Annotated in this window: 22 protein-coding genes; 7 read left to right on the top strand and 15 right to left on the bottom strand. The window is 61.6% G+C overall.

What is annotated here, in order from left to right; genetic code table 11:
- Nucleotides 1-198: 198 nt before the first annotated feature.
- Complete coding sequence (locus N2603_RS19325; RefSeq protein ID WP_260389990.1) at nucleotides 199-618, bottom strand: hypothetical protein; 420 nt, start codon at nucleotides 616-618, stop codon at nucleotides 199-201.
- A 419-nt stretch (nucleotides 619-1,037) separates the two neighbouring features.
- Here N2603_RS19325 and N2603_RS19320 point away from each other — a divergent pair, with 419 nt between their 5' ends.
- The 6 genes from N2603_RS19320 (at nucleotide 1,038) to N2603_RS19295 (ending at nucleotide 8,572) form a co-directional block, all read left to right on the top strand.
- On the top strand, nucleotides 1,038-2,012 hold the full coding sequence (locus N2603_RS19320) for a tetratricopeptide repeat protein (protein WP_260389989.1): 975 nt from the start codon (nucleotides 1,038-1,040) through the stop codon (nucleotides 2,010-2,012).
- On the top strand, nucleotides 2,009-4,402 hold the full coding sequence (locus tag N2603_RS19315) for a TonB-dependent receptor (protein WP_260389988.1): 2,394 nt from the start codon (nucleotides 2,009-2,011) through the stop codon (nucleotides 4,400-4,402). Before N2603_RS19320 ends, N2603_RS19315 begins: the two co-directional genes overlap by 4 nt.
- A 6-nt stretch (nucleotides 4,403-4,408) precedes the next feature.
- Nucleotides 4,409-5,092, top strand: coding sequence for a Fe2+-dependent dioxygenase (locus N2603_RS19310; protein WP_260389987.1), 684 nt, complete (start codon nucleotides 4,409-4,411; stop codon nucleotides 5,090-5,092).
- 71 nt (nucleotides 5,093-5,163) lie between these two features.
- Nucleotides 5,164-5,655, top strand: a complete 492-nt coding sequence (locus N2603_RS19305) for a hypothetical protein (protein ID WP_260389986.1) — start codon at nucleotides 5,164-5,166, stop codon at nucleotides 5,653-5,655.
- A gap of 51 nt (nucleotides 5,656-5,706) precedes the next feature.
- On the top strand, nucleotides 5,707-6,564 hold the full coding sequence (locus tag N2603_RS19300) for an AraC family transcriptional regulator (RefSeq protein ID WP_260389985.1): 858 nt from the start codon (nucleotides 5,707-5,709) through the stop codon (nucleotides 6,562-6,564).
- Nucleotides 6,565-7,132: 568 nt separating this feature from the next.
- Nucleotides 7,133-8,572, top strand: coding sequence for an FAD-binding oxidoreductase (locus tag N2603_RS19295; protein ID WP_260389984.1), 1,440 nt, complete (start codon nucleotides 7,133-7,135; stop codon nucleotides 8,570-8,572).
- A 175-nt stretch (nucleotides 8,573-8,747) separates the two neighbouring features.
- Here the strand turns inward: N2603_RS19295 and N2603_RS19290 are convergent, their stop codons facing one another.
- The 4 genes from N2603_RS19290 to N2603_RS19275 form a co-directional block, all read right to left on the bottom strand.
- On the bottom strand, nucleotides 8,748-10,070 hold the full coding sequence (locus N2603_RS19290; RefSeq protein WP_260389983.1) for an NAD(P)/FAD-dependent oxidoreductase: 1,323 nt from the start codon (nucleotides 10,068-10,070) through the stop codon (nucleotides 8,748-8,750).
- 198 nt (nucleotides 10,071-10,268) lie between these two features.
- The gene (locus tag N2603_RS44750; RefSeq protein ID WP_311741473.1) at nucleotides 10,269-11,297 is read right to left on the bottom strand and encodes a HisA/HisF-related TIM barrel protein; all 1,029 of its coding nucleotides are present in this window, start codon (nucleotides 11,295-11,297) and stop codon (nucleotides 10,269-10,271) included.
- A 4-nt stretch (nucleotides 11,298-11,301) separates the two neighbouring features.
- Complete coding sequence (gene pdxA, locus N2603_RS19280; protein WP_425248994.1) at nucleotides 11,302-12,300, bottom strand: 4-hydroxythreonine-4-phosphate dehydrogenase PdxA; 999 nt, start codon at nucleotides 12,298-12,300, stop codon at nucleotides 11,302-11,304.
- Complete coding sequence (locus N2603_RS19275; RefSeq protein WP_260389982.1) at nucleotides 12,300-13,364, bottom strand: four-carbon acid sugar kinase family protein; 1,065 nt, start codon at nucleotides 13,362-13,364, stop codon at nucleotides 12,300-12,302. The genes pdxA and N2603_RS19275 overlap by 1 nt, the downstream gene beginning before the upstream one ends.
- A gap of 98 nt (nucleotides 13,365-13,462) precedes the next feature.
- Here N2603_RS19275 and N2603_RS19270 point away from each other — a divergent pair, with 98 nt between their 5' ends.
- Nucleotides 13,463-14,314 (top strand): LysR family transcriptional regulator, encoded by an 852-nt coding sequence (locus N2603_RS19270; RefSeq protein WP_260389981.1) that lies wholly within the window; start codon nucleotides 13,463-13,465, stop codon nucleotides 14,312-14,314.
- Between the two features lie 54 nt (nucleotides 14,315-14,368).
- Here N2603_RS19270 and N2603_RS19265 read toward each other — a convergent pair whose 3' ends face one another.
- The 10 genes from N2603_RS19265 to N2603_RS19220 all read right to left on the bottom strand — a co-directional run bounded on the left by N2603_RS19265 (nucleotide 14,369) and on the right by N2603_RS19220 (nucleotide 26,665).
- Nucleotides 14,369-15,697 carry an aspartate aminotransferase family protein gene (locus tag N2603_RS19265; protein ID WP_260389980.1) on the bottom strand — a complete coding sequence of 443 codons (1,329 nt, stop codon included), beginning with the start codon at nucleotides 15,695-15,697 and terminating at the stop codon, nucleotides 14,369-14,371.
- A 79-nt stretch (nucleotides 15,698-15,776) separates the two neighbouring features.
- A complete protein-coding gene (locus N2603_RS19260; RefSeq protein WP_260389979.1) occupies nucleotides 15,777-16,829 on the bottom strand; it encodes a phosphotransferase enzyme family protein in 1,053 nt (350 codons plus the stop codon).
- Complete coding sequence (locus N2603_RS19255) at nucleotides 16,826-18,289, bottom strand: aldehyde dehydrogenase family protein (RefSeq protein WP_260389978.1); 1,464 nt, start codon at nucleotides 18,287-18,289, stop codon at nucleotides 16,826-16,828. The genes N2603_RS19260 and N2603_RS19255 overlap by 4 nt, the downstream gene beginning before the upstream one ends.
- 22 nt (nucleotides 18,290-18,311) lie before the next feature.
- A complete protein-coding gene (locus N2603_RS19250; RefSeq protein ID WP_260389977.1) occupies nucleotides 18,312-19,505 on the bottom strand; it encodes an alanine racemase in 1,194 nt (397 codons plus the stop codon).
- 12 nt (nucleotides 19,506-19,517) lie between these two features.
- A complete protein-coding gene (locus N2603_RS19245; RefSeq protein WP_260389976.1) occupies nucleotides 19,518-20,390 on the bottom strand; it encodes a GNAT family N-acetyltransferase in 873 nt (290 codons plus the stop codon).
- 215 nt (nucleotides 20,391-20,605) lie between these two features.
- Complete coding sequence (gene tdh / locus N2603_RS19240) at nucleotides 20,606-21,634, bottom strand: L-threonine 3-dehydrogenase (protein ID WP_260389975.1); 1,029 nt, start codon at nucleotides 21,632-21,634, stop codon at nucleotides 20,606-20,608.
- A gap of 19 nt (nucleotides 21,635-21,653) precedes the next feature.
- Nucleotides 21,654-22,856: a glycine C-acetyltransferase gene (locus tag N2603_RS19235; RefSeq protein ID WP_260389974.1), complete on the bottom strand. Its 1,203-nt coding sequence runs from the start codon at nucleotides 22,854-22,856 to the stop codon at nucleotides 21,654-21,656.
- A gap of 34 nt (nucleotides 22,857-22,890) precedes the next feature.
- Complete coding sequence (locus N2603_RS19230; RefSeq protein ID WP_260389973.1) at nucleotides 22,891-23,841, bottom strand: homoserine kinase; 951 nt, start codon at nucleotides 23,839-23,841, stop codon at nucleotides 22,891-22,893.
- A gap of 32 nt (nucleotides 23,842-23,873) precedes the next feature.
- A complete protein-coding gene (thrC, locus tag N2603_RS19225; RefSeq protein WP_260389972.1) occupies nucleotides 23,874-25,295 on the bottom strand; it encodes a threonine synthase in 1,422 nt (473 codons plus the stop codon).
- Between the two features lie 59 nt (nucleotides 25,296-25,354).
- Nucleotides 25,355-26,665 carry an NAD(P)/FAD-dependent oxidoreductase gene (locus N2603_RS19220; RefSeq protein ID WP_260389971.1) on the bottom strand — a complete coding sequence of 437 codons (1,311 nt, stop codon included), beginning with the start codon at nucleotides 26,663-26,665 and terminating at the stop codon, nucleotides 25,355-25,357.
- Between the last annotated feature and the right edge of the window lie 37 nt (nucleotides 26,666-26,702).

The following is a 26,702-nucleotide window of genomic DNA, read 5'->3' as shown; positions in this document are numbered from 1 at the left end:
GATACGCAGCAACCGCCGCCGGGCTCGTGACGGCTGGTCCGGAAGGGCATTACGGAAGCGAGGCCTTCTGATGGCTCATAAGAGCGCGTCGCGGCGCTGAGCAACGTGGCTTTCGAGAGCAATCGCTGTCGAAGCGAGAGTTCAGAGGGGCTCCTCGTTCGAGGACAATAGGTCGTCTGAACAGATATTCAGCTTGCCTCACCCGTTCGCCCTGCTTGGAAACGGGGACTTCAGCAGTGCTTGCGCCATCTCCAGCGCCTCTGTCTCCGAAGCGGCGACCAGCATCGGGTATCCCCAAAACTTCTCTGACACGATCTGGAAGGCTCTCATGCCGAGCCGCTTCGTCCTTGAGGGCTCAACATAGATCAGGGCCTTCACAAATTCGCGCAATCGCGGTTTGTGCTTCTTCGACCAGAGCGCAAGCCTTCTCTGCTCACCCGGATCGTGCTCGTGGTCGTCGATATCGGCGTTTGCCCCTTGCCCTATGATGACGAAGGGCGCGGCACGATCGAGCAGAGCTTCGAAGGCAGCGAAGGCCTCGTCAGCCGTTTCGGCCGGGCCCTGATCGTAAGACAGCCTTACAATCGGAAAAGTCGCGGTATTCAACAGCATCGTCATCCCTATCGGTCAGGTTTGCGCAGCGTGGTTCAATTCACGTGCGCATGACCAGCGACGATAGTTTGGATGATGCCTTAACTCATTCACCCAAGGCGCCAAAGCGTTACCCAAATCAGACAATCACTGCGACCCGCAACCAGATGCTGCGATGCCAGGTCTTGGTTGCCAAGTCTTGGCGGCATTTTGGACGAATTCTTGGCCGCTGGCCGAATTGAGCAATGGTCTGGCCGGATTGCACGATGCAGCGCCGCACCGGGCTGCTGTAGCCATTCCGTTAAACCCCGGCCTGCGCGAAGCGAAGCACGATGCCAATCCACCCACAGCCCAGAGCTGTTCCTGAGCGCCTGTCCAGGAGGCTTGCAAATCCCTACGCCTCAATGGCCCTGCCCCGACCACTCCTGCAAATTCGCGCGCAACGTTTGACCAAGGCGCAGCTGCGTGACTTGCTCGTCAGCAATCCCCACGATGCGACGCAGTGGATCAAGGCAGCAGCCGCGGCCGATATCATTCCCGCGCAGATCGTGTGGGGCCAGTTGCTGCTCGATGGGACGCAGGCCGCGCGTGATCCGGTGGCCGCCTTCGTCTGGTTCGAACGTGCCGCCCAATTCGGGGACCCGGACGGACAAAACATGGTTGGCCGCTGCTACGAACAAGGCTGGGGTGTCGAGCCAGATCCGAAGCTCGCGACGGAATTTTTCGAGCTGGCCGCGGCAGCCGGCCACGTCTGGGGCCAGGTCAATCTGGCGCAGATGCTGATGCGCGGCGGAGATCCGGCGGATCGGCCGCGGAGCTTCGAGCTGTTTCGGGCAGCAGCGGAAGGCGGCACCTCCAAGGCCAACCTGAAGGCAATGAATTCGCTTGCGCGATTTCTTGAAGAAGGCTGGGTCGTGCCGGCCAATCCGAGAGGCGCCCTGTATTGGTACAGCCGCGCAGCGGCGCTTGGCGATCACTGGGCCCAGTACAATCTGGCCACGATCCTGCACGCTGGCGGTGACCCGGCCGGTGCCGATGTTTGGCTGGAACGGGCGGTGTCCGGTAGCGATGATGGCTTTCGCCGGCGCATTGCGCCGCTGTTGCTGGCGCACGGCGAACTTGCGCTACGCCGGCATGGCCTCGAGGCACTTAGGCGCATAGCGGCTTCCGGCAGTGCCGCCGATGTGCAGGCCTACGCCTCCGCGCTCAACGACGCTGCAGCAACACCCTCTGACCTTGAAGACGCCAGGAGGCTGCCAGAGCGACCGCCAACCGATGGACATCCGGATTCGCGGAATTGTCGTCAGGCGTCGATCGGCCGAGGCCTCGTTGGCTATCTCGGTGGCCGTCTCGCAGCGATGTCACGCCGCATCGCAAGACTATCCAACTCAACATCATCCTGCTCGAAGGGGGCTCTGTGACCATCATCGAAACTTTGCGGCCAGCACTTTCCGGAATTGGCGCAGCAGCGAGCCTTGCGAACGGCTTTCTATTCGTTACCGCCGCGAACGCGGAAGGCCAGAACAATCAACCGACGTCGGCGCCTGCGGACAAGGCTACAGCGCTTCCACCGGTCGAGGTGGACGCTCCTGTTGCCAAGCGGCGACGAGCGCCGGACGCCGGCGCGAAGCAGGCCTCGAGACCTGTCTCGGCCAGCCATCCGAGCAAACCGGCCGAACCGCGTCCGCAGGCTGCGTCCTCGGCTGTTTCGCCTGGGAATTCGCTGCAGCGAACCACTGGTCTCAGCCGTCTTTCCGATTCTCTACAAAGCACGCCGCAAACCGTCACTGTCATACCGCGCCTTGTAATCGAGCAGCAGCAAGCAGCCACCATCAATCAGGTGCTCCAATATGTGCCGGGAATCACCGTCGCCACCGGAGAAGGCGGCGGTGGCATCAACGGAGATCAGTTCCGCATCCGGGGTTTTGACGCTTCTGGCGATGTGTATGTCGACGGCTTACGCGATTTTGGTTCGTATGTGCGCGATAGTTTTGCAACCGAAAACGTATTGGTGCTGAAGGGACCCTCGTCACAGAGCTTCGGCAATGGCACGACGGGCGGCGTCATCGAGATCGAAAGCAAGAAGGCACATCTCGGCGACCAATCAACGTTCGAGGCCTCGGCTGGGACGGGCCCCTACGGACGCGGCATTCTGGACATCAACAAGCAGATCAACGACACGACGGCCCTCCGATTCATCGCCATGGGGAACGGCCAGGATATTGTCGATCGCGACCATGTCTATTCCGACCGGGGCGGCTTCCTCGGCTCGCTAGGACTTGGCCTCGGCACCGAGCAGTCCCTGATCGTCAACTACATGCATCAGCAGAGCGTACAGCGCCCTGATTTCGGCGTTCCGATCGTCAGCGCGCCGGGCGTCGTCGGGAAGCCCGTGACGGAGTACGGAGTTCCCCGCTCAAACTATTTCGGCCGGGAAAGTGATCGCGACCGCGCGACGGCCGACGTTGCAACCGCTCTCTACAAGGGCGAATTCGGCGATTGGCTCACGCTAACGAACGACACGCGTGTCGGTTACTATACACGTGACCTGAAGTTTACGCCCGCGCTCTGCGCCTCGCCCGGCTTCCCGTTTCCAAGCAGCTGCGCAACGGACGTTCTCGCCGGCAATCTGGCGACGCCCTACACAATCTGGTCCGTCGGCGGGACGAAGCAGGTCAGTCACGGCGGGGAAAACGTCACGACCGCCACGATGCGTTTCGACACCGGGCCCTTTCGGCATAAGCTCGTCGCCGGCTTTGACGTCTATTCTCAACATGCGACGACCAATTTTTATCTTCCTTCGGGCCCCGAGCCGGCAGGGACTCTTCTCGATCCCATTTTTGCGAACTCACCCGGGTTTGCACTGACAGTCTCGCCGGGCAATCAATTGTCGGCCACGAGCTGGGACGTTGGTCCTTTTATAAGCGACCGCATGTGGTTGACGCCCATGCTCTCGATCCTGACTGGTGTTCGATGGGACCACTATCGGGTCGACGGCCAGGCAGGCGCGTCTCCGCTTGCGACGACGTCCGAGTTCGCCAGCCCAAAAGCATCCCTGATCTTCGAACCCACCACGCATCAAAGTTACTACTTCAGCTATGCACGTTCATTCACGCCGCCGGGCAACAACATCACTTCGCTGAGTTCGTCGCTCGGCCTGTCCCAGGCGCCAAGCGCTGCAAACCTCCAGCCGGAAGCGGATACGACCTTCGAGGTCGGTGCGAAGTGGGGCCTGTTCGAGGACCAGCTCGGCGTGACGGCAGCATTGTTCCGCGTCGAGAAGAACAACGCGTCCTATACCGACCAGGTATCGGGAATCCAGACGACGACTGACGACAAGGTGCAAGTCCAGGGAGTTGAGCTCGGATTGACCGGCAAGCTCACGGCGAATTGGGACGTTCAGGCCTCCTATTCGTACATGGACAGCAAGATCATCGCTTCGTCGATCAGCCCGTTCACGCCCGTCTCGGCCGCAGGCAACCGGGTCCCGTACGTGTCTCAGCATGGCTTGGCGATCTGGACCACTTACGACATCGCTCCCCTGCTGCCAAACGTGCCGGGTCACATGCTTGTCGGAGGCGGGCTCAATTATCGTTCGGACTATTACCTCAACAACCTCAATTCGATGGTGATCCCTGCAGCGACCACGATCGATGGGATGCTCTCCTACGATCCCAACGAACGACACCATCTGGCGTTCAAGGTTACGAATCTCACGAACAAGCTGACCTACAGCTCGGCCTTCGGAAACGGCTACGCGACACCCGTTGCTGGCCGCAGCGTCACCCTCACCGCAGCAATCAGATTCTGAAGACACATGCTCATCGAAATCCCAGACCTGCTATCCGCCGACGAAGTTAAGTCCGTACGCAGTATCATCGAAGCCGCTGACTGGATCGACGGACGGGCAACTGCGGGTGAGCTGGCATCGCGCGCCAAGCGCAATGCTCAGGTCCCCGAGGACTCGCCTCAGGCTCGCCAAGCCGGCGACATCATCCTGCGAGCTCTCGGTCGGAATGCATTGTTCAATAGTGCCGCGCTGCCCTCGCGCGTCCTTCCGCCCCTTTTCAATCGATACGACACCGGGATGTTCTTTGATTCCCATGTCGATGGCGCAGTGCGATCCGCGCCTGGACTCGGCACTCGCATGCGCGCCGACCTGTCTTCAACCCTCTTCCTCACGGCACCTGAGGATTATGACGGTGGCGAACTGATCATCGAAGACAGTTACGGCGTTCACGCCGTCAAGTTGGCGGCCGGCAGCATGGTCCTTTATCCAGCGGGGAGCCTGCATCGTGTGAGCGAGATCACCCGAGGTGCGCGCTTGTCATCGTTCTTCTGGACTCAATCGATGATCAAGGACGAGGGGCTTCGCACAACGCTCTATGATCTCGACCGGGGCATTATTGAACTGCGCAGATCTCTGGCCGGCGATGCACAAGGCATCCTCACGCTTACCGGCGTCTATCACAATCTTCTGAGACGATGGGCGGAGCTGTGATGGCAGATCCGACGCTCTGAACGAGCTTAGCGCGACAATCCAAGGTATCGATATCAAACTGGGTTACGACAATGACTGATATGACGACTGAACTCGGCGCTCAATTTGCCCGTCAAAAGGTGGCGCTGCTATGGTTGATCTGTGGACTCGGAAGCACGATCTACGCAACCATCCAGATCCTTACTTTCGTTAACCGCCAAATCGACGGCTCCGGCGCGGCGTCGGCCGCATTCGATGCGGTGGCTCTTTGGTACTTTGGCGTCGCATGCTCGATATGGATCATTCCTGCCCTACTTCCTCTCGTCACACGGGGGCGCGCTGGGGTTCTCACCTCGTCCGTCTTGGGAGGCCTTCTGGCTGTCACCAGCGTCGCGGGCGGAGTCTTCGACGGCATGCGCGACGGCATTCACATAGCAGCGACAGCAATCATCGCCGTGGCCCTGCCCGGAATTTGTGCCATTCGCGCATCCTGGCGACACTTGCGAGGTGGGGATGCGCCTGTCCATCCTGTCAAGGAAACAGCATCTGGGCCAGCCCTGCAGCGACCTGCCACACCGGTTTAGATTGCTTCAAGACGCCGCAATTCCGGGTGGCCCCTCTCCTTTCGATTTGCGATGGTCGAGTCGAAATATTTGGTGGGTCAGTTCCCGACACAAGACTTCCGAAAAGGCGACGAGATGCTCCATCGCTCTGTTGACCCCGACATCGACCGCGTTCCCCGGGCCGTTGCACTCCGAAGTGAAACGCTGTCGAGTGATTGGACCTATGGTCGGCACCAGCATCGCAAAGCTCAATTACTGTACTCCCAACGGGGCATTCTTTGCTGCGAGACGGCCAATACCGTTTGGCTAGTACCGCCGGGATGCGCGTTATGGATCCCCGGTCAGCTGGCGCACTCGGCTCGTGGCGCCGGTCTCGTAGAATGCCACTGCCTGTATATTGAACCGAGCGCCGCCAAGAGCCTGCCCAAGACTTGCTGCACGATCTCGATATCACCCTTGATCCGGGAGCTGATCCTCAGAGTGGCTAAACTTCCGGAGTGTTATCCGCTCGGAGGTCGCGAGGATCGACTGGTAATGACCTTGTTAGACGAGCTGTCCGATGCGCCGATCAGTGACCTGAACTTACCGATGCCACGCGAGGCGCGCCTTCGGCGTCTCGCCGAAATGCTGATTGCCGATCCAAGCGCGAAGACCTCGTTCACGAACTGGGCAACTTCGCTTGGCATGAGCGAGCGCTCCTTAAGCCGCTTGCTCATACAGGAAATCGGAATGAGCTTCGGACGCTGGAGACACCAGCTTCATGTTATCCTAGCATTGCAAAGAATGGCGCGCGGTGACAGCGTCAAGACAGTCGCCATGGAGCTCGGATACGAGAACGCAAGCAGCTTCGTCAACATGTTCCGAAAGACCTTGGGCAAGCCGCCGATTCGCTATCTGGCGGAACATCGCGTCACTGCGGTGAGCGGCTGAACTGTAGGTCCCAAAAACCCCTAGTGCCGTTCGGGGGTCCGCTAAATCGCTAGACCCACTATTTTTGAAATCCTGTTTTCCTATCGAAGGGCAGCCTAACTCAAGACGTGGATCCTGGTAGTTCGTCAAATGCGGCCGTTCGCACGCATCCCTCGCCGGCGAGAAATGGTCCGCGAGTAGGTTCAAATCCTGGAGCCGCAACCACCGTTTATTGATTGAGCAGCCGGGTGCGATTGAGAGGCAGTGCGGAGGAGAGTGTCAATTAGTCCCCGTTGAAATATAGGCCGTTCTTCATTTCAGCACAGTCAATCTGCGATCTTGGCTACCAGTAGCAACCCGGCGAACGGGCGACGCTCCACTTCGACGACCAGGGCGCGATAGATTACCCGTGAAGTCATCGATTGCTCCTGTCAAGTTCCGAAGGCCTCGCGATGAAGGGGTTCGACGCGCGGCGCAAGCTGCCGACAATCGTAGCCATTCGGCATCGGTTTCTTCGGAAGGCCTCCTCAACGGCAGCCAATGCGGCACAAACCCGCAAAGATCACCCGATGCCAATCGGGAGCTAAGCATGTCCCAGTCAGTAAACGATCGGGTCTTTCGCGACCTTGTGGGCGACGGAGGCGTTGTTGACGACCCGGAGCGGATCGTCACCTACACAACGGATCAACGTCAGCTCTTCACCGGGTCGACGTTTGCCGTGCTGAAGCCGGCCACGACACAGCAAGTCGCCGATGTCGTACGGCTGGCGGCGCACTACGGTATCGGCATCGTTCCGCAGGGCGGCAACACCAGCTACTGCGGCGGCGCGACACCGGATGCTTCCGGACGGCAGATCATCTTGAGTCTCGAGCGGATGGACAGGATTCGTGAAGTCGATCCTGTCTCCATGAGCATCTCTGTCGACGCTGGCGTCATCCTGAAGAACGCTCAGGACGCCGCAGCGGCTGCCGGCCTTCTGTTGCCGCTTAGCCTCGGCGCGGAAGGCAGTTGCCAGATCGGCGGCAACATCGGCACGAACGCCGGCGGGCTGTCGGTCGTCAGGTACGGAATGACGCGCGATCTGCTGCTCGGGATCGAGGCAGTGCTGGCGGATGGCACGGTGGTCTCCGACATGCGCAAGCTGCGGAAGAACAATACCGGCTATGACGTCAAACAGTGCTTCGTCGGAAGCGAGGGAACTCTCGGCATCGTCACGGGCGCAGTGTTGCGTCTCGCGCCTCTGCCGACCCGCCGCGCGACTGCCTGGCTGAAGCTCGCGAACGGCGCGCCGCTCGCCGAGCTTCTAGCTCTGGTCCGTCGCGAATCCGCAGATCTGCTGACCACGTTCGAATTCATGGCGGCCAGATCCATCGCGCTCGCGACCGAAGCAATGGCCGACCCGCCCTCCCTTCGAGCAGGCCCGACAGGCGCCGTTCTCGTCGAGCTCGCCTCTTCCTCACGGCATCTCGATCTCGACGAACTGATGCAAGCTGTTCTGGCCGAGGCGATCGAGTCCGGATGGATCGAGGACGCATTGCTGGCGCAGATCGGATCGCAGCGGACCGCGATGTGGCGGCTCCGCGAGACCATCCCCGAGGGCGAGAAGCGCCGGAACGGATCGGTCAAGCACGACATCTCGATACCGCTTTCCTCCATTCAGCGCTTTCTGGATCTGGCCGGCGCGCTGGTGCAACGGTATGACGCCGACCTTGAGCTGTCCATCTACGGCCATGTCGGCGACGGCAATCTGCACTACAACGTGCTCGTTCCTCCCGATGTTGACCGGCTGGAGTTCACCAAGCGGATCGAAAGCAGCCTTTCGTTGCAACTCTACGACACGGCCGCGGCGCTCGGCGGCACGTTCAGCGCGGAGCACGGTGTCGGTCGTTTCAAGAAGCACCTTCTGGAGCGGTACGGCGATGTCGGGCGTATCGCGGCGATGCGGCGAATCAAGACCGCCTTTGATCCGGCTGATATCATGAACGCCGGCGCGGTTGTTGGCCCGTTGGGAGAGAAGTCTGCCCGTTGAACCATCGGCCGGCGAGCTGACGATGCTTTCGTCCAGGCCCAAACGGTGCATCTGCGGCCGAGTCACGATCAGCCAAATCGTCTTATCCATAAAGAAAGAGCCACTCCGAAGGAGTGGCTCAAGTTGGGGAGGAAACGCCCTTAGGGACTGCAGGGCCTGACTTCCGGCTCGATCTTCAGATGGCGGCAATGTCCAGCTTGGAGCCGTCAACCAGACGCGACAGCCGGAACGGTGTGGGATCGACGCAAGGCGTGTCGTTGACGACAAGCTCCGCGGCCAGATAGCCGAGCCCCGGGCCCAGACCGAAGCCGTGACCCGAGCAGCCCGCCGCGAGGACGAGACCTTCCACTCCGTCGACCTGCGACACCACGGGCACCGCGTCTGGCGTGCAATCGACGAAACCGCCCCAGGCGCTGTCGATCTTTATTTCGCCGAGTTGGGGAAAGGTTTTCCGGACACTCTCCACTACTTGGCTCACCAGCCATTTCAGGGGTGGAGGATCCAGCACGCGATTCTGTTCGAAGATCCTGTTGTCGTTGGTCAGCAGCGCCGCCATCGAATCCGGCCCCGAAACGAACGATTGGCCGACACCGAGCCTGACGTTCTTCAGGCGACGCAAGAACTGCGGCATGAATTCGCGGCTATACCTGATTGCCTGCGGCGTGATTTCGAGGTTCGCCTTGCCGCTGATCGCAAGCGTGTAGCTGCCGTCCAGTCGGCGCGTAATCGTGCAGTAGGGTGTGGAGATCGCCTCGCCTATGTTGATCGTCGGGGTGGAGCGCAGCGCGGTCTGCCGGATGCTCGCTTGGGGGAAGCTGATCCCGAGCGGCCGAAGGAAGCGCGACGACCAGGCGCCGGCGGCGCACAGCACCGCGCTGGTTCTGATATAGCCCTGTTCCGTGTGCACGCCTGCAATCTTGCCGTTGGCCAAATCGAGCGCCCGCGCGGCGCATCCCTGGTGGATCGTGGCGCCCAAAGTTCTGGCCCCCTCGGCAATACCAGGCGCGGCAAGCGCAGGTTCGGCCTTGCCGTCCCGCTCCGAATAGGTCCCGCCGACCCATTTGTCGCGGGCTTCGGGGACGCGCTCGGCCACCTCCGCCCGGCTCAGGACGCGGGTGTCGACGCCGTACTCCCTGGCGATCTCGCGCCACTTTTCCCAGCCGGCGAGCACAGCTTCGTCGTGGGTTGCATAGACGAGACCGCAGCGTCGAAATCCGAGGTCCCGATTGATATCGCGCGTGAGCTCGTCCCACAGCCGCATGGAGAGCACCGAGAGTGGCAGTTCGCGCCGGTCGCGGTTTTGCTGACGGCACCAACCCCAGTTCCGGCTCGATTGCTCACAGGCGACGTAGCCCTTCTCGAGCAGCGCCACGGAGAGGCCGCGCTTCGCCAGGAAGTAGGCGGCGGTAGAGCCAAGGATGCCGCCGCCGACGATGACGATGTCGGCTTCGGCCGGGAGACGCTCATCGCTGTGAATGCGCTCGACACGGGGCGACATGCTTCAACGAACCTCGGCTGCCAGGAATGCGGAAGCAAAGTTCCGATCAGCCCTTCATCGCATCGTGCGCGCGACAGAATATGCTGAAATCATCTAGAACTTCGCAAGATGTTCGGTTTTTGAGCGCGTGAGCGATACGCGCTGCTTAAGCGCATGGTCGACGGCGATAAGCGTTTGCTCCAATCGCAGGCAGACGGTCTAGCCATCGTGAGCGGCGCCGGCATCCAGGGCTGTGCCGGGTTCGAGCAGCACGACCTCGCAGATGTCGTCCAGCGCGACAGGGCAATGCTCGACCCCGTGCGGGACCACGATGAACTCGCCTTGCTCGATGATCTCGTCCCGATCGCGGAATTTCATCAGCAGGCGGCCCTTGTGCACCAGGAAGAGTCCATCCCTGCTCCTGTGAAAGCGCCAGGCGAACTCGCCCGCGAACTTGGCGAGCTTGATTTGCATGTCGTTGATCTGACCGGCGATCCTCGGAGACCAGGTCTCCTTGAGCTGCCCGAACGAGCTGGCCAGGTTCTTCTTGTGGAGCGGCGAGAGATGTCGATTGAGCGCGGCCACGTCGCGGATGATGGCCCCGAGCTGGCGAGCGACGTCCTTGTCGTCCGCAGGATACTTGCCGTCCAACGCGGCCGTGCCGATGGTGAATCCGGCGGCGCCAGCGTCCTTCAGGGCGGCGATCCGCTCGGGCGTATCAATCGAGCCGGCCACATAGACGGGTTTGGACACCGCCGCGCAGACCGCTTTGATGAGGGCCGGGACGTCCTCCCTGGAGCGATAGGCGAGCAGGTCGAGGCCGTGCACGCCCTCCCGCGCGGCGAGCGCCTTGGCGCTTTCAACGATCTCCTCGATGCTCCCTTCGAGCACGCTCGGGTGACCCATGATGCGCCCCGGGAAGGGACAGTATTGAATGTCCGTGCCCGCAAGGATCGGCAGGACATCGTCCACGCGTGTGCCGCCGAGCAAGACGTCAACGCCGATTTCGACCGCCGCCTTCGCCGAAACGATCTCGCTCTGCTGGTCAAGTGAAACGACTTCGAGGTAGGAGGTCGCGCCGTCTGCCTTGATGGCCTGGTTGAGAACTTTGAGTCGATCGGTCGGCAGCCCGATGTCCTTGAAGCCAATATGACGAACGCCGAGGCTCAGCGCGGTCTTGAGCTGTTCCGAGGCGTCCTCGACCGTGCGATCGTTGCGCGTGAGCATGAAGATGAAGCGAAGGCCCATTAGACTACCCTTTTTTTGTCTTGATTTGCGCGGCGACGAGCCTTCGCGCGTAAGCCAGCGCGGTCTCGAGACTGGCGGTGTCGGCGATGCCTCGGCCCGCGATGTCGAACGCCGTGCCGTGATCAGGGCTTGTACGGACGAACGGCAGGCCGAGCGTGATGTTCACACCCTTTTCGAGGCCGAGATATTTCACGGGGATCAGGCCCTGATCGTGATATTGGGCCACGACCACATCGAAGCGGCCCTTGCGGGCCTGCATGTAGACGGTGTCGCCGGGCCACGGGCCGCTGGCGTCGATGCCCTCCGCGCGTGCCGCCTCGATCGCGGGACCAATGATCCGGATTTCCTCGTCGCCGAAGAGACCACCTTCGCCGGCATGGGGGTTGAGCCCTGCGACCGCGACGCGAGGTGCCACGATTCCGAGGGCCTTCCCACCCTCGTTTGCGAGCCGGATGGCCGACATCTGCGCATCAAAATCCGCTTCGTCGATGGCTTTGCGCAGAGACGTGTGGATCGTGACGAGAACCGTGCGGATATCGTCGTTGGCCAGCATCATCGCGACACGCTTCGCACCACCATACTCGGCGAGAATCTCGGTATGCCCGGGATAGCGAACGCCCGCCCTTGCCATTGCCTCCTTGTTGATCGGTGCGGTGACGATGCCGCTGACTTTGCCGGTTTTAGCTGCCGCGATGGCCGCGACGACGGCGTCGAAGGAAGCTTGGCCGGACATGGCGCTGACGCTCCCGAGCGGAGGCGGCGCGATGATTTGCGTCGCCTCGACGACCTCGATGGACCGCGGCTCAGAGCGCGCCTCTTGGAGTTCGGCGATGCGCTTGACCTTGAGGCCGAGACCCAGACGACGGACGATATTCTCCATCACGACCGAGCTGCCAAAGACGACCACGCTTTCAGCGCCTTTGGCCAATGTCTTCGCCACGATCTCCGGGCCGATGCCTGAGGCATCGCCCATGGTGATGGCGAGGGGAGCGATTTGGGTCACTACAGAGCCTTTTCTGATACCGAGGCGCAGGCGCGGAGCCGCGCGACCGCACGACGTAGGGTGTCGTCGTCGCCAAAGCCGCCTGCCTTCATGGCGATGAGCAGCTCTCGTCCATTCCCGAGGGACGCGCGGCCAAGCGGAAACCCTGGCTCGAGCTCCTGCAGAATCTCGAACGCAGAGATGTCCAGGCCATCGAGGATCGCTTCCATCGTATCCCCGCCAGTGGCCACCACCACGTCGCAAGGCTCATCGACGACCCTTCGAGCCGCGGCCTGCGCAATGTCGCGCAGAATGGAATTGGGGTCGTCGATACGTTCCACCGGAGCTCTCAATAGAGCAACGCCGCGCTCGACCCCGATCCGATCGGCCTGACGATGGCTGCGCGGGTTAGCGCTACCGACAACAACAAGAATCTCACGGCCCCCGGCCAGCGTCACGTCAGACGCAACCTGAACCGGCGCAAGCCGCTTCGCCAAAGCCAGAGCCATGCCTGGAGAGCCCACCCACAGGATCGACTCCGGATCCGGCAATGCTGCAATCTTTGCGTCGAGTTCGCCCTGTGTCGTAGCATCGAGGATCACGACATTGCCGATGGAGGACGGGACGAGTTCAACCAGCCGCGAGTGTCGCGCCGGATGGACGGGATCCCGACCATAACCGGTCTCCGCGACCGGGATGCCATCGACAAGCTGAACGCCGCTAACGGTCGTACGCCCTGCGCCCGGAAACGCAGGTGCGAAGACCAGCATCTTGCGACCGCTGGCGGTAAAGGCCGCTTCCATCTCGGCCCTGACATGGCCGCGAAGAGTCGAGTCCACGGTCTTGTAGAGGACATCCTGTGAAGCGAGTTGCCCGGCAAGTTCCGATGCTCGCTGCATCGCCTGCGAAGCTAGAAGCGATCGTGATCCGCTATCGACGGCAAGGATCGTTGCGTTCGGTAGAGGCAGTCGGCGTCGGCCGACAACGGCTCGCAGGCCCCGCTGCACAAACGGAGCGGCCCCATCCGCGGCGCTGGTCAAGTCGTCGGCAAGAATACCGATTGTGTACTGGCCATTGGTTCGCATGGATCAATTATGCGAACAAGTTCCAGCGTGAAAAGCGATACTTTCTGCGCGCAATTGGTGATATAACATCACCAATGAAGCGGTCAGAAGTACCTTCCTTGGACGACTTACGTGCGTTCGAGACCACGGCGCGCCTCGGGTCTGTCCGCTTGGCCGCAGACAGCCTCGCCTTGACCCACGGGGCCGTGAGCCGCCGCATCACCAAGCTGTCCGAAGACCTTGGCTTCAAACTCTTCGAAAAAAGCGGACGTGGCTTGCGCCTCACTGCCGCGGGAGAGGCGCTCCACCTCACGCTCGGCCGATTCTTCACCGAGTTGGCGACAACCGTTGAGAGCTTGCGTGCTGCCAACGCTCGGCAGAATTCCCTCGTTCTCTCATGCGAACCTTCAGTGGCCATGCGCTGGCTTATTCCACGACTTGCGAACTTTCAGGCCGTCCATCCCGACATCGCTCTCCATCTTTCTGTCGCCGGCGGCCCTGTCGAGTTTCGCCGCGACCGGATCGATCTCGCCATACGCCGGCTCGACTTTGCGCTTCCAGATGCGTGGCATGTCCGGCGCCTTTTTCCCGAAAAGGTAGGACCGGTCATGAGTCCGCAACTCGCGTCGGCGTTTGCTTCCGGGGAGTACATCGCCTTGGGATCAAAGACCCGGCCGGACGCCTGGTCGCGCTGGCTTTCCGTCCACCCGTCAGTGCGGCGCCCCACGGAGATTCGCTTTTACGACCACCACTTCCTGATCGTTGAAGCCGCATCCGCCGGGCTGGGTGTTGCGCTCAGCCCTTGGGTCCTTGCTACCGACGACATCGATAGAGGGCGGCTCATCGCACCTGCCGGTTTCGATGCCGACGAAAGCCACTACGGGCTCATCTGGACAGGAGAACCTGAACTGTCAGGGACAGCACACCATCTTGCTCAATGGCTGCAAGAACAGGTGCAAAATTTCGTTTAAAGCGTGATGGCATCGGGTTTGATAGTCCAGCCCCGATGGCGTCTGTGATCTAGTCTAGCCTGCGATCTTGATGAGCGCCCGCTCCATGGTTGCTAGGAAGAGGTCAACATGCTCGGCGTCGCAAACGAGCGGAGGGCGCACTTTAAGGGTATCTTCATTGGCACCGGTCGTGCTGATAAGCACCCCGTCATCCCGCATTGCGTTGACCAGGTCCAAAGCCATCGCACGCCGACCTGCCGGCGGGGTCCCCTCAGCCCCTATGTCGACGCCGAAGAAAAGACCAGCATTTCGTATGGCGCGAATTTCATGTTGCTGCTTTGCGAGCTTCTCCAGTCCGCTGCGGAGGCGCGCGCTCATCGCAAGGGCCCTTTGCGGAATTTGGTCGCGCTGCAAGATCGTTAGCACGGCGTCCGCTGTTGCTATCCCGACTGTGTTTCCGGCGAATGTGTTCGAGTAGCGAGAGGTGGCACCAAATTGGTCCATCCATGTTCTGCGACCAACGACAGCGCCAATCGGGAATCCGTTGCCCATCGGCTTGCCGAGGGTAACAAGATCCGGAACGATCCCATGTCGCTCGAAGCCCCACATACCGGCGCCAGTTCGTCCGAAGCCTGGTTGAACTTCGTCGGCAATGACGAGACCACCGGCCTCGTGCACCGCCGCAACTCCGCTCGCGATGAATCCAGGAGGATCTACCCATACGCCATCGCTGGAGAAAATGCTGTCGATGAGCAGGGCCGCAACGCCCATGCCACGACGGTTTAGATCCATTATGGCCGAACGAATCTGGCTCTCGAAGAACTCCGCAGCCTGGGCTTCCGGTATGCCCGCCGGCCCGGGTAAAGACACCGTCCGCACAAACGGGCTGAGCTCGACTGCGTCACCCAGGTTCGGCGAAACCGCGGCAGTCGCAGCACTAGTGCCGTGATAGGCATAGGTGGACACGATCACGCCTTCGTTGCCGCTCGCACATCGCGCAATGCGAAGCGCCAGATCGTTGGATTCACTCCCCGTGCAGGTAAACACCACGCGATCGAGCTCGTTCGGGAAAGTCCCGACGAGCCGCTCGGCATAGTCGACAAGCTTTGGCTCGAGATAGCGCGTATTGGCGCTTATTCGGCCCGCCTGCTCAGCCATTGCAGCGTTCACTTCCGGGTGGCAATGGCCGAGACACGGCACGTTATTGTAGAAGTCGAGATAGGCCCGGCCGTCCGGATCGTACAGCCACATACCTTCGCCGCGAACGAAGTGCACGGGCCGGCGGTACTGGAGGCGATAAGAAGCGCCCAGAACTTGGTCACGACGAGCAATGAGCTCGGATTCGCGGTTAGGAAGGTTTGATTCGCCAGGTCTGTAGCGGTTGGGCATGAGATCTGTGGACATGTGCTGCTGCCTGTTTGAAAGAGTACCGCGGTTACTTCGCAATTTTACGCCCCTGTTGCTCGAGGGAACCTAAGCGGCGTTACGGCAAGGACGACGATACCGCCGCCAGGACTGCCGCCTCGCCCAACGCGACATCAAGAGGCTCCAGGATAGAAAGGCCGTGCTCGGCACGCGCGACGTTCTTTTTGATGTAGTGGGCGTCGGCCGGAAAAAGGTGGGCGCGCCAGTAATTGACCAGGATCAATGCACTTTGTCGCGCCCGCATCAATCCGACGAGGAGTCTTGCTTCCAGCCTTGAAAGCGCAATGACAGAGGCGTAGCCGGCAATGAGATATTCTGCGCCCCCCAGAGGAAGCGTCGAATCCGATACGAGGTGGCTTGCTGCAATCGTCAGATCCTGGATCCTGGGGCTCCAGCAGCCATCACCAAAATCGATGAAGCCCAGTCCCTGGCCAGTCACAATCATATTGAACGGGCTGGGATCGTTATGAGTGACCTGCCAGACGACGTTCGAGAGTTGCGGCTCAACAAACTCCAGATACTCCGCCATAGCGGCGCGAACGCTATCGGCAACGCTCCCGCTTGGTAGGTATTGCTCCAGTTCCATCAGCCGCGACCAGCACCCGACATGCCAAAGAACGGGCCGATGGGCTGCAAGCACGTCGACTTGCGCAAGCGCCAAATCAAGCCGAGCGAGGGCGCAGCCAGTCCGAAAAAGCAGCTCGGGAGTGGGCACCACCTGATGCAGCGGAATGCCCTCGATCCGGGTCTGCAGGTACCCGCATATCCCCTCTTCCTCAAACATCAATACGCCGCTGCTCGTGCGGAGCACTGCGGGTGCAACGAAGCCCGCGGCCTCCTGCAATCCTGCCATGGCCGAGGTTTGGAAACGGAAGCTGTCGACCGCCTCCGGTCTGGTCGACGTCTTCAGGATGCAGCGCCCGCCGTCCGGGATGCCGACTTCGACGGTGCGCTCAACCTCGGACGACAATGTCGCGATTGATCCGGTCACTCCGTAGTGACGCTTCAGCAGTGTCGCCGACATGTCCGGTCCGGAGGAGCCGGACCGCATAGCCAGGGCGGCGGCAGCCGCGCGAAAATAGGTTTCAGCAGACTTTGCGGCAGCGTTCATCGGTAAAATCCGAGGACGGCCTTGGTCTCCAGATACTCCTCCATGCCCTCACGGCCGTATTCCCGGCCGTTGCCGGAGCGCTTGTAGCCGCCGAAAGGTGCGTTGGGGTCCCAGTCGGGATGGTTGAGATGCACTTGCCCCGACTGGATCTGACGGGCGACTGCGCGCACCGTCTCCATATCAGTGCCTTGTACATGGGCGCCGAGACCGTAGACGGTATCGTTGGCAATCTCGATCGCCTCGTCTACGGTGTCGTAGGGAATGATCGACAATACTGGACCGAAGATCTCCTCCTGCGCGATCCTCATGCCGCGACGGACATTGGAGAAGATCGTCGGCCGCGCGAAGAAGCCAATCTGAAGGTCGCCGGGCCGCCCCGGCCCGCCGATGATGAGCTTGGCGCCTTCGTTCAGACCGACATCGATCATGGTCTGCACGCGCTCGAACTGCGGCCGGTTGGCGATCGGGCCATGCGTCGTGCTTTCCGCAAGGGGATCGCCGACCACCAATTCAGAAGCGGCCGCCACCGCCAGGAGCTCGACCTCGTCCATTTGTGAGCGGGACACAAGCATGCGCGTCGGTGCGCTGCAGGACTGGCCGAGATTGCGGAAGGCGGCGCTGACGCCGAGCGGAACAGCGCGCCGCAGATCGGCATCCGGCAAGATGATGTTCGGCGACTTGCCGCCGAGCTCCTGGGCGACACGCTTGACGGTGGGCGCCGCCGCTTGCGCGACGAGAACGCCGGCCCGGGTCGAGCCGGTGATCGAGATCATGTCGACCTGCGGATGCGACGCCAGAGCAGCGCCAACGATCGGACCTGTTCCATTGACGAGGTTGAAGACGCCGGGCGGACAACCGGCATCGTCCACGACCTCAGCGAATAGCAAGGCGCTCAGCGGCGATAATTCGCTCGGCTTCAACACCACCGTGCAACCGGCCGCGAGCGCGGGGCCGACCTTGGCTGTGATCTGGTAGAGAGGCCAATTCCAGGGGGTGATGAGCCCGCAGACACCGATCGCCTCGCGCATGATCGCCGTGCTGCCGCGTCGGGTGACGAACGGATAATTCGCGAGATTGTCGCGGGCGACACGGATATGTTCAGCGGCCAGCGGCACCTGGGCGCGGCGCGCGTAGGTGATGGCGGCTCCCATCTCGCACGTGAGGGCCTGCGCGAACGACTCCAATCGCTTGAGGAGCAAACCATGAACCCGGTCGAGCAGCGCCGCTCTCTCAGCAGACGGTGTTATGGACCAGCGGGCGAAGGCTCGTCGAGCGGCTGCGATGGCGCAGTCCACATCATCGTCATCGCCGAGCGTAACCTCGGCGATCGGCTGCTCCGTCGCCGGATTGACGACGGTTGATGCTGCCGCGTGTGATCCGATCGGCTTCCGCCATTCTCCGTCGATGTAGAATTTTCCAAGGAAGCCGGCTTCCCTCAGGTGTGGAAGGGGAGAGGTCATTGGGGGCGATCCTTTCGACAGCCTACCAGCCGCGCATCCGGGGCCATCGCGCTGCAATCGCGCGGCTGCCGGCGGAGACGACGTTGTAGAGTTCGTGCTGCGAGGCCGTTGCACAGGCATGATTGGGGAGAATCCTGACCTTCGCCCCGATCGAAAGGTCGGGCAAGGCCTGCGCCGACCCGGGCCTGATAGCGAGGATGCCGTGCTCCTGGCTCGCTTGGGAAACGATCAGGTCGGGATAGACCTTGCCGGCCACATCGCAGACCAGACCGTATCCCTGGTCGACGTGCTGCGCCGCGGTGCCGCGGTCGCGCGACAGCGCCATCCACCCGGCATCGACCAAAATCCAGCCCTTCTCGGGCTTCTTGCCGATCACGGTGGCGAGCACAGAGATGGCGATGTCATCGGTTGTGCAGACGCCGACGCCGTGCATCACCAGATCAAAGAACATGTAGACGCCGGCTCGCATTTCCGTGACGCCGGTCAGGTCTTGGGCAAAGTGGGCGGTCGGCGTCGAGCCGACGCTGACGACAGAGCACTTATGCCCCGCTGCGCGCAACCTCGCCGCAGCAGCGACGGCCACGGCCCTTTCGTTCTCCGCAGCCGCCACGAGGGTTTCAGGCGCGCAGAGACCATAGGATTCGCCGGCATGGGTGAGAATGCCTATGAGGTTGACGCCGGCCTCGGCCACGGCGTCCGCGAGGGCGATGAGCTTGGGGTCCTCAGGCGTCAGCCCGCCACGGTGACCATCGCAGTCGATTTCGATGAAAGCAGACGGCGTCACGCCGGCGGCACGAGCGGCCGCGCCGAGGATGATCGCCTGCTCCGGCGATTCGAGCAGCACCTTGACGTCGACGCCGGCTTTCCGCAGACGCATAGCTCTTTCAGCTGTGTGGGGCGCCAGACCCACGGCATAGGTGAGATCCCGGAATCCATGCTGCGCGAAGTACTCCGCCTCCGCCAAGGTCGAGACAGTGATTGGTCCCGGCCCCGATGGATAGACGCGTTGGGCAACGCCAATGGATTTCGCCGTCTTCATATGGGGACGCAGCACGACGCCTTGCCGGGCCATACGAGAGGACAGGCGCGCCAGATTGCGATCCAGCCGGTCCTTGTCGAGCAGGAGCGCCGGTGTTGCCAGCACATCAATCGTTGCGGCCGTCTCGCCCGCACCGGCGTTCGGGACATCCGTCCTGTCCATCTCCACCCGCAGCATCCCGATGCCCCCTTAGCCGAATGACTGGTTGGCGAGCCCGAACATGCGCGCTGGTCCAGTCCATGGAGCCGGCGTCCCCAGCACCATGGTGGTGGCATCACTGACCAGACGCAGGCCGATGCTTTCGAGCCATTCCCCGAGTTGCGAGGATGCAGGAGTATCGATCCGGACAAAGACAGGCCCGAGACGCGCGATCGTGAATTCGATCAGCGCGCGCGCATCGGTCGGGTTTTCGGCCACGACGGGACCGATGACATGCCCACGGCCGAAAAGGCGAGAGATGGCGTATCCGCAAAGTAAGCCGTCACGCAGCAGGACATAACCGTCACCGCTATCGAACAGCCGATTCAGCAATTGCCGGCGCTCCAACCCAGTAGCAGTGCGGTCGAGCCGCGCGATCGCTTCGAACTCCGATGCGGCCATCGGTCTGAGGAGGCCCGATCGTGGCGTCTCGTGGCTTTGGTGTGGAATTCCCTGATGCTGATGGATGATCCCGGTCGGCACAAAGCCGCGGCGGCGATAAAGCGTAATGCCTTCGGCCGTCGAGTTCAGCGAGATGGTCCGCGGGCGCGCGGACTTCAGCAACGCATCCATCAGCCGCGCCCCATAGCCGCGGCCCTGAGCGGCCTTCGCGACGATGATCATGCCGGCGGACGCATGAGTCTCGCCGTATGGCCACCACGCCGCGGTTCCGATCACCGCCCCGTCGCGCTGCAGAACGAAGCCATGGCCCAACTGCAGCGCAACGTCCCAATCCTCGATTCGGTAGGGCCAGGACATCTCCTGCGAGAGCGTCAGGGCGCCTTCCAGATGAGCTCTGGAGAAAGGAAGCAGGGCCACGTCCTCATTGTCGCAATGCCCGACTGGATAAGCTGCGGCTGTCATGATCGGTCAACGTCTCTTGCTCGGGTTGCAGGCCCAATCGCCAGCACCTGATACCGTGAGGCCACCTCGATGACCCCCGCACAGTTCGCAGCGTAACTTGGGTCCGACAGCATTACGCAACCCGCCTGGCGCAAAGTTCGGCATAGAATTTCATTGATGATGCGGCGGCAGGATCAATCTGCCGTCCTGCGGCAGGCGCACTCTCGAAGGCGTATTCACGCCTTCCAGTCCAGGACGATCTTGCCGCAGTTGCCAGTGCGCATGATCTCAAATCCGGCCTTGAACTCCGTCACCGGCAAGCGGTGCGTTATGATTTTCCTGATGTCGAGACCGCTTTCGAGCATTGCGAGCATCTTATGCCAGGTCTCAAACATCTCCCGCCCGTAGATTCCCTTGACGGTGAGCATCTTGAAGACAAGCTTGGTCCAGTCGACCGTGGCGGGCCGAGCAGGGATGCCGAGCATCGCTATCTTGCCGCCCATTACCAGATTTTCGACCATTTGGTCGAACGCGACGGGCGCGCCGCTCATCTCGAGCCCGACATCGAACCCTTCCTTCATGCCGAGGCGCTGGGTCACGGATCGAAGATCTTCCTTGCTCACGTCGACGGGAACGACGTCAGCGACATCAGATGCCAATGCCAAACGATTCGGATTGACGTCGGTAATCACGATGTGCCGCGCACCGACATGCCTGGCGACGGCGGCGCTCATGATGCCAATTGGGCCTGCCCCGGTGATGAGCACATCCTCGCCCACGAGGTCGAACGACAGCGCGGTGTGGACGGCGTTGCCGAGCGGATCGAGGATGGCCCCGATCTCGTCGTCGATGTCGTCAGGCAGCGGCACGACATTGAAGGCGGGCAAACGCAGATATTCGGCAAAAGCTCCGGGAATGTTGACACCGATCCCCTTAGTTTCGGGATCCAGGTGAAACCGCCCTCCCCGTGCAGCGCGGCTGCTCACGCCGACAACATGGCCCTCACCCGAAACCCGCTGCCCAATCGCGAACTTCGTGACGTTCGCGCCCACCTCGGCGATCTCGCCTGCATACTCATGGCCGACGACCATCGGGACAGGGACGGTCCGCTGCGCCCACTCATCCCAAGCGTAGATATGGATATCCGTGCCGCAGATCCCGGTCTTGTTGATCTTGATGAGAACGTCATCCGGTCCGATCTGAGGGATCATCCGTTCGTCGAGCCAGAGCCCCGGTTCGGCAGCTGCTTTGACAAGAGCTTTCATGAGAGCACCTTTGTAATCATCAAATCACGCCAAGCGCCTTGCCGGCGTCGGCGAAAGCGTCGACGGCCTGTTCAACGTCCTTTTCGCTCAGGGCGGCGGACATCTGTGTCCTGATCCGCGCCTTTCCTTTGGGGACGACGGGATAGAAGAACGCGGCGACGTAGATGCCGCGTTCATCCAGCGCGGCTGCCATATCCTGCGCCAGGCGCGCGTCGTGCAGCATGACTGGAATGATTGGTGTCTCTCCCGCGAGCAGTTCGAAGCCAGCCTTTTCCAAGCCCGACCGAAAGCGCCGCATATGCGCAGCAAGAATCTGCCGTCGGTCGTCGGCTGTTTCCGCGATCTGGATCGCCTTGATGGATCCCGCCGCCACTGCCGGAGCGAGGCTGTTGGAGAAGAGATACGGACGCGCTCGCTGTCGAAGCAGATCAACAATTGGTTGGGACGCCGCAACAAAGCCGCCCATCGCGCCACCGAGGCTCTTGCCGAGCGTTCCCGTGACGATGTCGACCTGCCGGTTTGTGCCTGTTAGCGTCGGCGTGCCGCGGCCGGCTTCGCCGATATGACCGGTGGCATGGCAGTCGTCGACCATGACGGCGGCGCCGTACCTCTCGGCCAAGGCGCAAATGGCGGGGAGCCTGGCCACGTATCCGTCCATCGAGAACACGCCGTCCGTGGCGATCAATTTGAACCGGGCTCCGCCCCTGTCTGCCTCCTTGAGCCGATCCTCGAGCTCGTTCATGTCGCCGTTGGCAAAGCGGTAGCGCCTCGACTTGCAAAGACGCACGCCGTCGATCATGGAAGCGTGATTGAGAGAATCAGAAATGACGGCGTCGTCGGTCTCTAGAAGCGGTTCGAAGACCCCGCCATTGGCGTCGAAGCAGGCCGCGAACAGGATAGCGTCATCCTTGCCCAGATAGCGAGCGATCGTGCGCTCGAGTTCGCGGTGCAGGGTTTGCGTACCGCAGATGAATCGCACGGATGCCATGCCAAACCCGAACTCATCCAGGCCCCGCTTGGCGGCTGCGATGACTTCGGGATGATCGGCGAGGCCCAGATAGTTGTTGGCGCAAAGGTTGACGAGCTCGCGCTCGGAGGACTTCGAAACGACGCGGATCCGGCCCGCCTGCGCGCCAGTGATCATCCGCTCATGCTTGTAGAGGCCCTCCGCCTGGATCTGCGAAAGAAGCCCGCGAATTCGGCCTTCTAGGGTCGGCGCCAACGTACCGCCATCCTCGCTGCTGCAAATTGGACGATCATGATAATGCGAACTCTCCCCGGAGCATGAGTAAGATTCGCTCGAAGTGGCTGGGATCATGTGGCTTGAGGAGCGCAGCCTGCCGAGGCAGGTGCACATCCCACAGGCGCGACAGCCAAAACCGGAATGCCGCAGCGCGCTGCATCGCAGGAAGCAGCTTGTGTTCGGAGGAAGTCAGCGGCCGGACGCTCTCATAAGCACCCAGGAAAGCGGCGGCTCGCTCGACATTGGCGCGGTGGGTGAGGCCATCGACACACCAGTCGTTGAGGCACACCGCTATATCGAACAGAAACGTGTCGCATCCGGCGAAATAGAAATCAATGACGCCGGACAGGCGCCCCCTCTCGAACAACACGTTGTCGCGAAACAGATCGGCGTGGATCGGCCCCCTGGGGAGTTGCCTGTAGGTCGAGGACAAAGCCAGCTCGTTCTGAAAGGCCAATTCAGTCGAGAGCAGCGAGCGCGGTCCGGCAGATACGCGGCGGCCGAGCACCGACACGACCTCGTTCCACCATTGAAGACCGCGCGGATTGGCTTGGCGTCGTGGGTAATCACTCCCGGCCAAGTGCAGGCGCGCAAGGCACTCCCCGACGGAACTGCAATGGGCGGCGGTAGGTTCTGCCGCGCTTGCACCAGGAAGCCTGTTGACAACCACGGCGGGCCGCTCCCTCAGAGAGTGAAGGATAACGCCATGTGCATCATCAACCGGATCCGGGACGGGCATGCCTCGAACCGCGAGATGCTTCATCAAGTGCAGGTAAAAAGGCAATTGCTCGAATGTGAGACGCTCAAACAAGGTGAGCACATACCTTGCGCCATCCGTTTCGACGAAATAGTTCGTGTTCTCAATTCCGCTGGTGACGCCGCGAACGGCAAGCGGCGCGCCAAGACCCAGCGCTCGAAAGAACGCAGCAACCTCGTCGAACGACAACTCGGTAAAAACGGCCATCGTGCAGCAGCTCCCGGTCCGGACTCGTCTGTTCAGCTGCCCTGCACGACGTCGGCGATGTAGTTCTTGACCGCCTCTGCATCTGCCGGAAGGACTCTGACCCGTTTCGGCAAATCTTCGATGCCATCGAAACGTTGCGGGCGATCCGGATCGCGGCCTAACGCTTCCCTGATCGTCGCGGCGAATTTGATTGGCAGCGCAGTTTCGAGCACGATCATCGGCTCCTCGGGGGAGCCGTGCATACGCGCGATCGTCACACCATCTGCAGTGTGGGGGTCGATCATAGTGTCATAGCGCTCCCACGTGTCACGGATCGTCGCCAGCCGATCGGCATGGGTGCTCCTGCCGCTCCGAAAGCCGAAACGCGTTGCCGCGTCGGCGAAGCAGGGATCTCCGCTTAGATCGAACGCCCCGCGTTCCCTGAGTTGATCTTCAAACAGTAGTTTGGTCCGACTGGCGTCGCGACCGAGCAGGTCGAACACGAAACGCTCGAGATTGGAGGCCTTGGAAATATCCATCGAGGGGCTCGATGTTTCAAGCGTGTCAGCCCGGCTTCGAACGCGATACACGCCGGTGCGGAAAAACTCGTCAAGCACGTCGTTCTCGTTGGTCGCAAGGACGAGGCGGGATATCGGAAGGCCCATCATGCGCCCGACGTGACCGGCGCAGATGTTTCCGAAGTTTCCTGATGGCACGGCAAAGCTTGCACCCGCCGACTGCGGCTCGGTCGCCTGCAGATACCCATAAAAGTAATAGACGACCTGCGCCAGCAGCCTCGCCCAGTTGATCGAATTCACCGCGCCGATCTTGTATCGCTGCTTGAATTCCAGATCGCCGGACACGCGCTTGACGATGTCCTGGCAGTCGTCGAACACACCATCGATGGCGATGTTGTGGATATTGTCATCCTGGAGGCTGAACATCTGAGCTTGCTGAAATGCGCTCATCCGCGCGCGGGGTGACAGCATGAAGACACGCACCCCCTTCTTGCCACGCATGGCGTATTCTGCAGCGCTGCCGGTGTCGCCGCTGGTCGCGCCCAGAATGTTCAACTCCTCATGCCGGCGCGCCAGTTCGTACTCGAGCAGATTGCCGAGCAACTGCATGGCCATGTCCTTGAACGCCAGCGTCGGACCGTTCGACAAGCCCTGGAGGTAAAGGCCGTTCTCCAGCTTTCGCAGCGGCGCGATCTTCGAGCTTCCAAAGACCTCCGGCGTATAGGTCCTCTCGCAAATGGCTTTCAGGTCAGCGGGCGGGATATCGTTGATGTAGAGCGACAGAACCTCGAAAGCCAGGCTCGGGTAGGACAAGGTACGCCACGCATCCAGCGTCGCGTCATCCACACGAGGGTAGGTCTGGGGTATGTACAGCCCGCCATCCGCGGCGAGGCCTTCAAGCAAGGTCTCAGAGAACTGCTTGCGGCCCGAATGGCCGCGTGTGGAGACGTAGTGCATCGATTCTTTTCTTTCGAGAGGCGGCGGCGCCCCTAATTTGGACGATATGCTGCTGGCCCTCAGCGGCTGGCACGCCACAGCGCAATGCGATCACGCATGCGATAGGTCTGGATGAAGGCAGGCATGAACCATGGACTGCCTCGATAGAACGGGATGAAGGCCGGCGGCCGGAAGTCAAAGGCCGTGCGTGCCCCCTCCTCATGCCCCATGAGCTTGTGGGCCGCATGCATGCCGATCCATGGGGCCCAAACGACGCCCGAGCCGCAAAAGCCGGTGGCATAGACCACGCCGTCCTTCTCGAAGATACGGGGAATCATGTCGCGGTTCATCGCCACGTTGCCGAACCAGCTGTGCGAGAGGCGAACGCCGTCCAGCTCCGGAAACAGATTGACCAGGCCCTTGCGCAGAAGCAGCTTTGGAGCCACGGGATCGCCGACGCGGGAACTGTCGCGGCCACCGAGCAGAATGCGTTTGCCGTCCGGCGAAGGCCGGTAATAGAAGCCGACCTCCCGATTTTCGATAATCATCATCCGTTTCGGCATCAGCCGCGCCATGACCTCGGGCGCAAGCTCCTCGGTCGCAATGATCCGGCTGCGAACCGGCACCAGCCTGCGGCGCAGGAAGGGCACGGCAGCATCGGTGTAACCATTCGTGCAGACCAGCACCTGACGTGCCTGCACCGAGCCGGCCGAAGTGACGACGCGGAATCCGGCGCTATCTCTTTCGATCGAGATCACGGGCGTCCGCGCGTGGACTGTCAATCCGGAAGCGAGCGCGACCCGCAGGAGCTCAGCGTGGAATTTGGCCGGATGCAGTCCGCCGATGTCCATCCGAACCGTGCCGCCGCGATAGACATCCGTGCCGATGTACTTTCGCTGCTCGGCATAGGGCACTGTGTAAGCCTCGATCCCCAGCCTCTTCGCGAGCCTCTCCGCGGTCCGCGCCATGGATTCGTATTGTTCATAGCCGAATGCCCCCTTGAACTGTCCCACCGGCTGGAAGTCGCAGGCAAGTCCTTCCGTCTTGATGAAATCGTACAGGAATTCGCGCGCGCTCTTGCCTTCGGCCTCGATCGCCAGCGCCCGGTCCTCCCCGAACCGCCGCGTAAGCGTCGCGAAATCCGGCCGAATGGATCCGCTGGTGATGCCGCCGTTGCGCGTAGAAGCTCCCTCTCCCGGATCCATTGCATCGAACGCCGCGACGGAGCGTCCTTCGCGCGCCAGCACCAGACCAGCCGAGAGTCCGGCATAGCCCGCGCCCACGATCAGCACATCGAGTTTCTTGGACAGTGGCTGTCGAGGCAGCGGTTTGAGCGGGGCGGCCTCCCACCAATAGGGCGTCGCCTTCTCGTCAACTCTCGGCGCATGCATGGCGTTTGCTTCTCTTATGACATCTATGTTCAGCCGC

The sequence above is a fragment of the Bradyrhizobium huanghuaihaiense genome, from assembly GCF_025200885.1.
Taxonomy (GTDB): Bacteria; Pseudomonadota; Alphaproteobacteria; order Rhizobiales; family Xanthobacteraceae; genus Bradyrhizobium; species Bradyrhizobium huanghuaihaiense.
The sequence above is the reverse complement of the archived record's forward strand: the minus strand, read 5'-3'. Positions and strand labels throughout refer to the sequence as shown.

Bases quoted from the DNA above. Each gene is read 5' to 3' on its own strand.
- N2603_RS19325 (WP_260389990.1), bottom strand. From the start codon at position 618: ATGACGATGCTGTTGAATACCGCGACTTTTCCGATTGTAAGGCTGTCT.
- N2603_RS19310 (WP_260389987.1), top strand. From the start codon at position 4,409: ATGCTCATCGAAATCCCAGACCTGCTATCCGCCGACGAAGTTAAGTCC.
- N2603_RS19305 (WP_260389986.1), top strand. From the start codon at position 5,164: ATGACTGATATGACGACTGAACTCGGCGCTCAATTTGCCCGTCAAAAG.
- N2603_RS19300 (WP_260389985.1), top strand. From the start codon at position 5,707: ATGGTCGAGTCGAAATATTTGGTGGGTCAGTTCCCGACACAAGACTTC.
- N2603_RS19295 (WP_260389984.1), top strand. From the start codon at position 7,133: ATGTCCCAGTCAGTAAACGATCGGGTCTTTCGCGACCTTGTGGGCGAC.
- N2603_RS19290 (WP_260389983.1), bottom strand. From the start codon at position 10,070: ATGTCGCCCCGTGTCGAGCGCATTCACAGCGATGAGCGTCTCCCGGCC.
- N2603_RS44750 (WP_311741473.1), bottom strand. From the start codon at position 11,297: ATGGGCCTTCGCTTCATCTTCATGCTCACGCGCAACGATCGCACGGTC.
- N2603_RS19275 (WP_260389982.1), bottom strand. From the start codon at position 13,364: ATGCGAACCAATGGCCAGTACACAATCGGTATTCTTGCCGACGACTTG.
- N2603_RS19265 (WP_260389980.1), bottom strand. From the start codon at position 15,697: ATGTCCACAGATCTCATGCCCAACCGCTACAGACCTGGCGAATCAAAC.
- N2603_RS19260 (WP_260389979.1), bottom strand. From the start codon at position 16,829: ATGAACGCTGCCGCAAAGTCTGCTGAAACCTATTTTCGCGCGGCTGCC.
- N2603_RS19255 (WP_260389978.1), bottom strand. From the start codon at position 18,289: ATGACCTCTCCCCTTCCACACCTGAGGGAAGCCGGCTTCCTTGGAAAA.
- N2603_RS19250 (WP_260389977.1), bottom strand. From the start codon at position 19,505: ATGCTGCGGGTGGAGATGGACAGGACGGATGTCCCGAACGCCGGTGCG.
- N2603_RS19245 (WP_260389976.1), bottom strand. From the start codon at position 20,390: ATGACAGCCGCAGCTTATCCAGTCGGGCATTGCGACAATGAGGACGTG.
- tdh (WP_260389975.1), bottom strand. From the start codon at position 21,634: ATGAAAGCTCTTGTCAAAGCAGCTGCCGAACCGGGGCTCTGGCTCGAC.
- N2603_RS19230 (WP_260389973.1), bottom strand. From the start codon at position 23,841: ATGGCCGTTTTTACCGAGTTGTCGTTCGACGAGGTTGCTGCGTTCTTT.
- thrC (WP_260389972.1), bottom strand. From the start codon at position 25,295: ATGCACTACGTCTCCACACGCGGCCATTCGGGCCGCAAGCAGTTCTCT.
- N2603_RS19220 (WP_260389971.1), bottom strand. From the start codon at position 26,665: ATGCATGCGCCGAGAGTTGACGAGAAGGCGACGCCCTATTGGTGGGAG.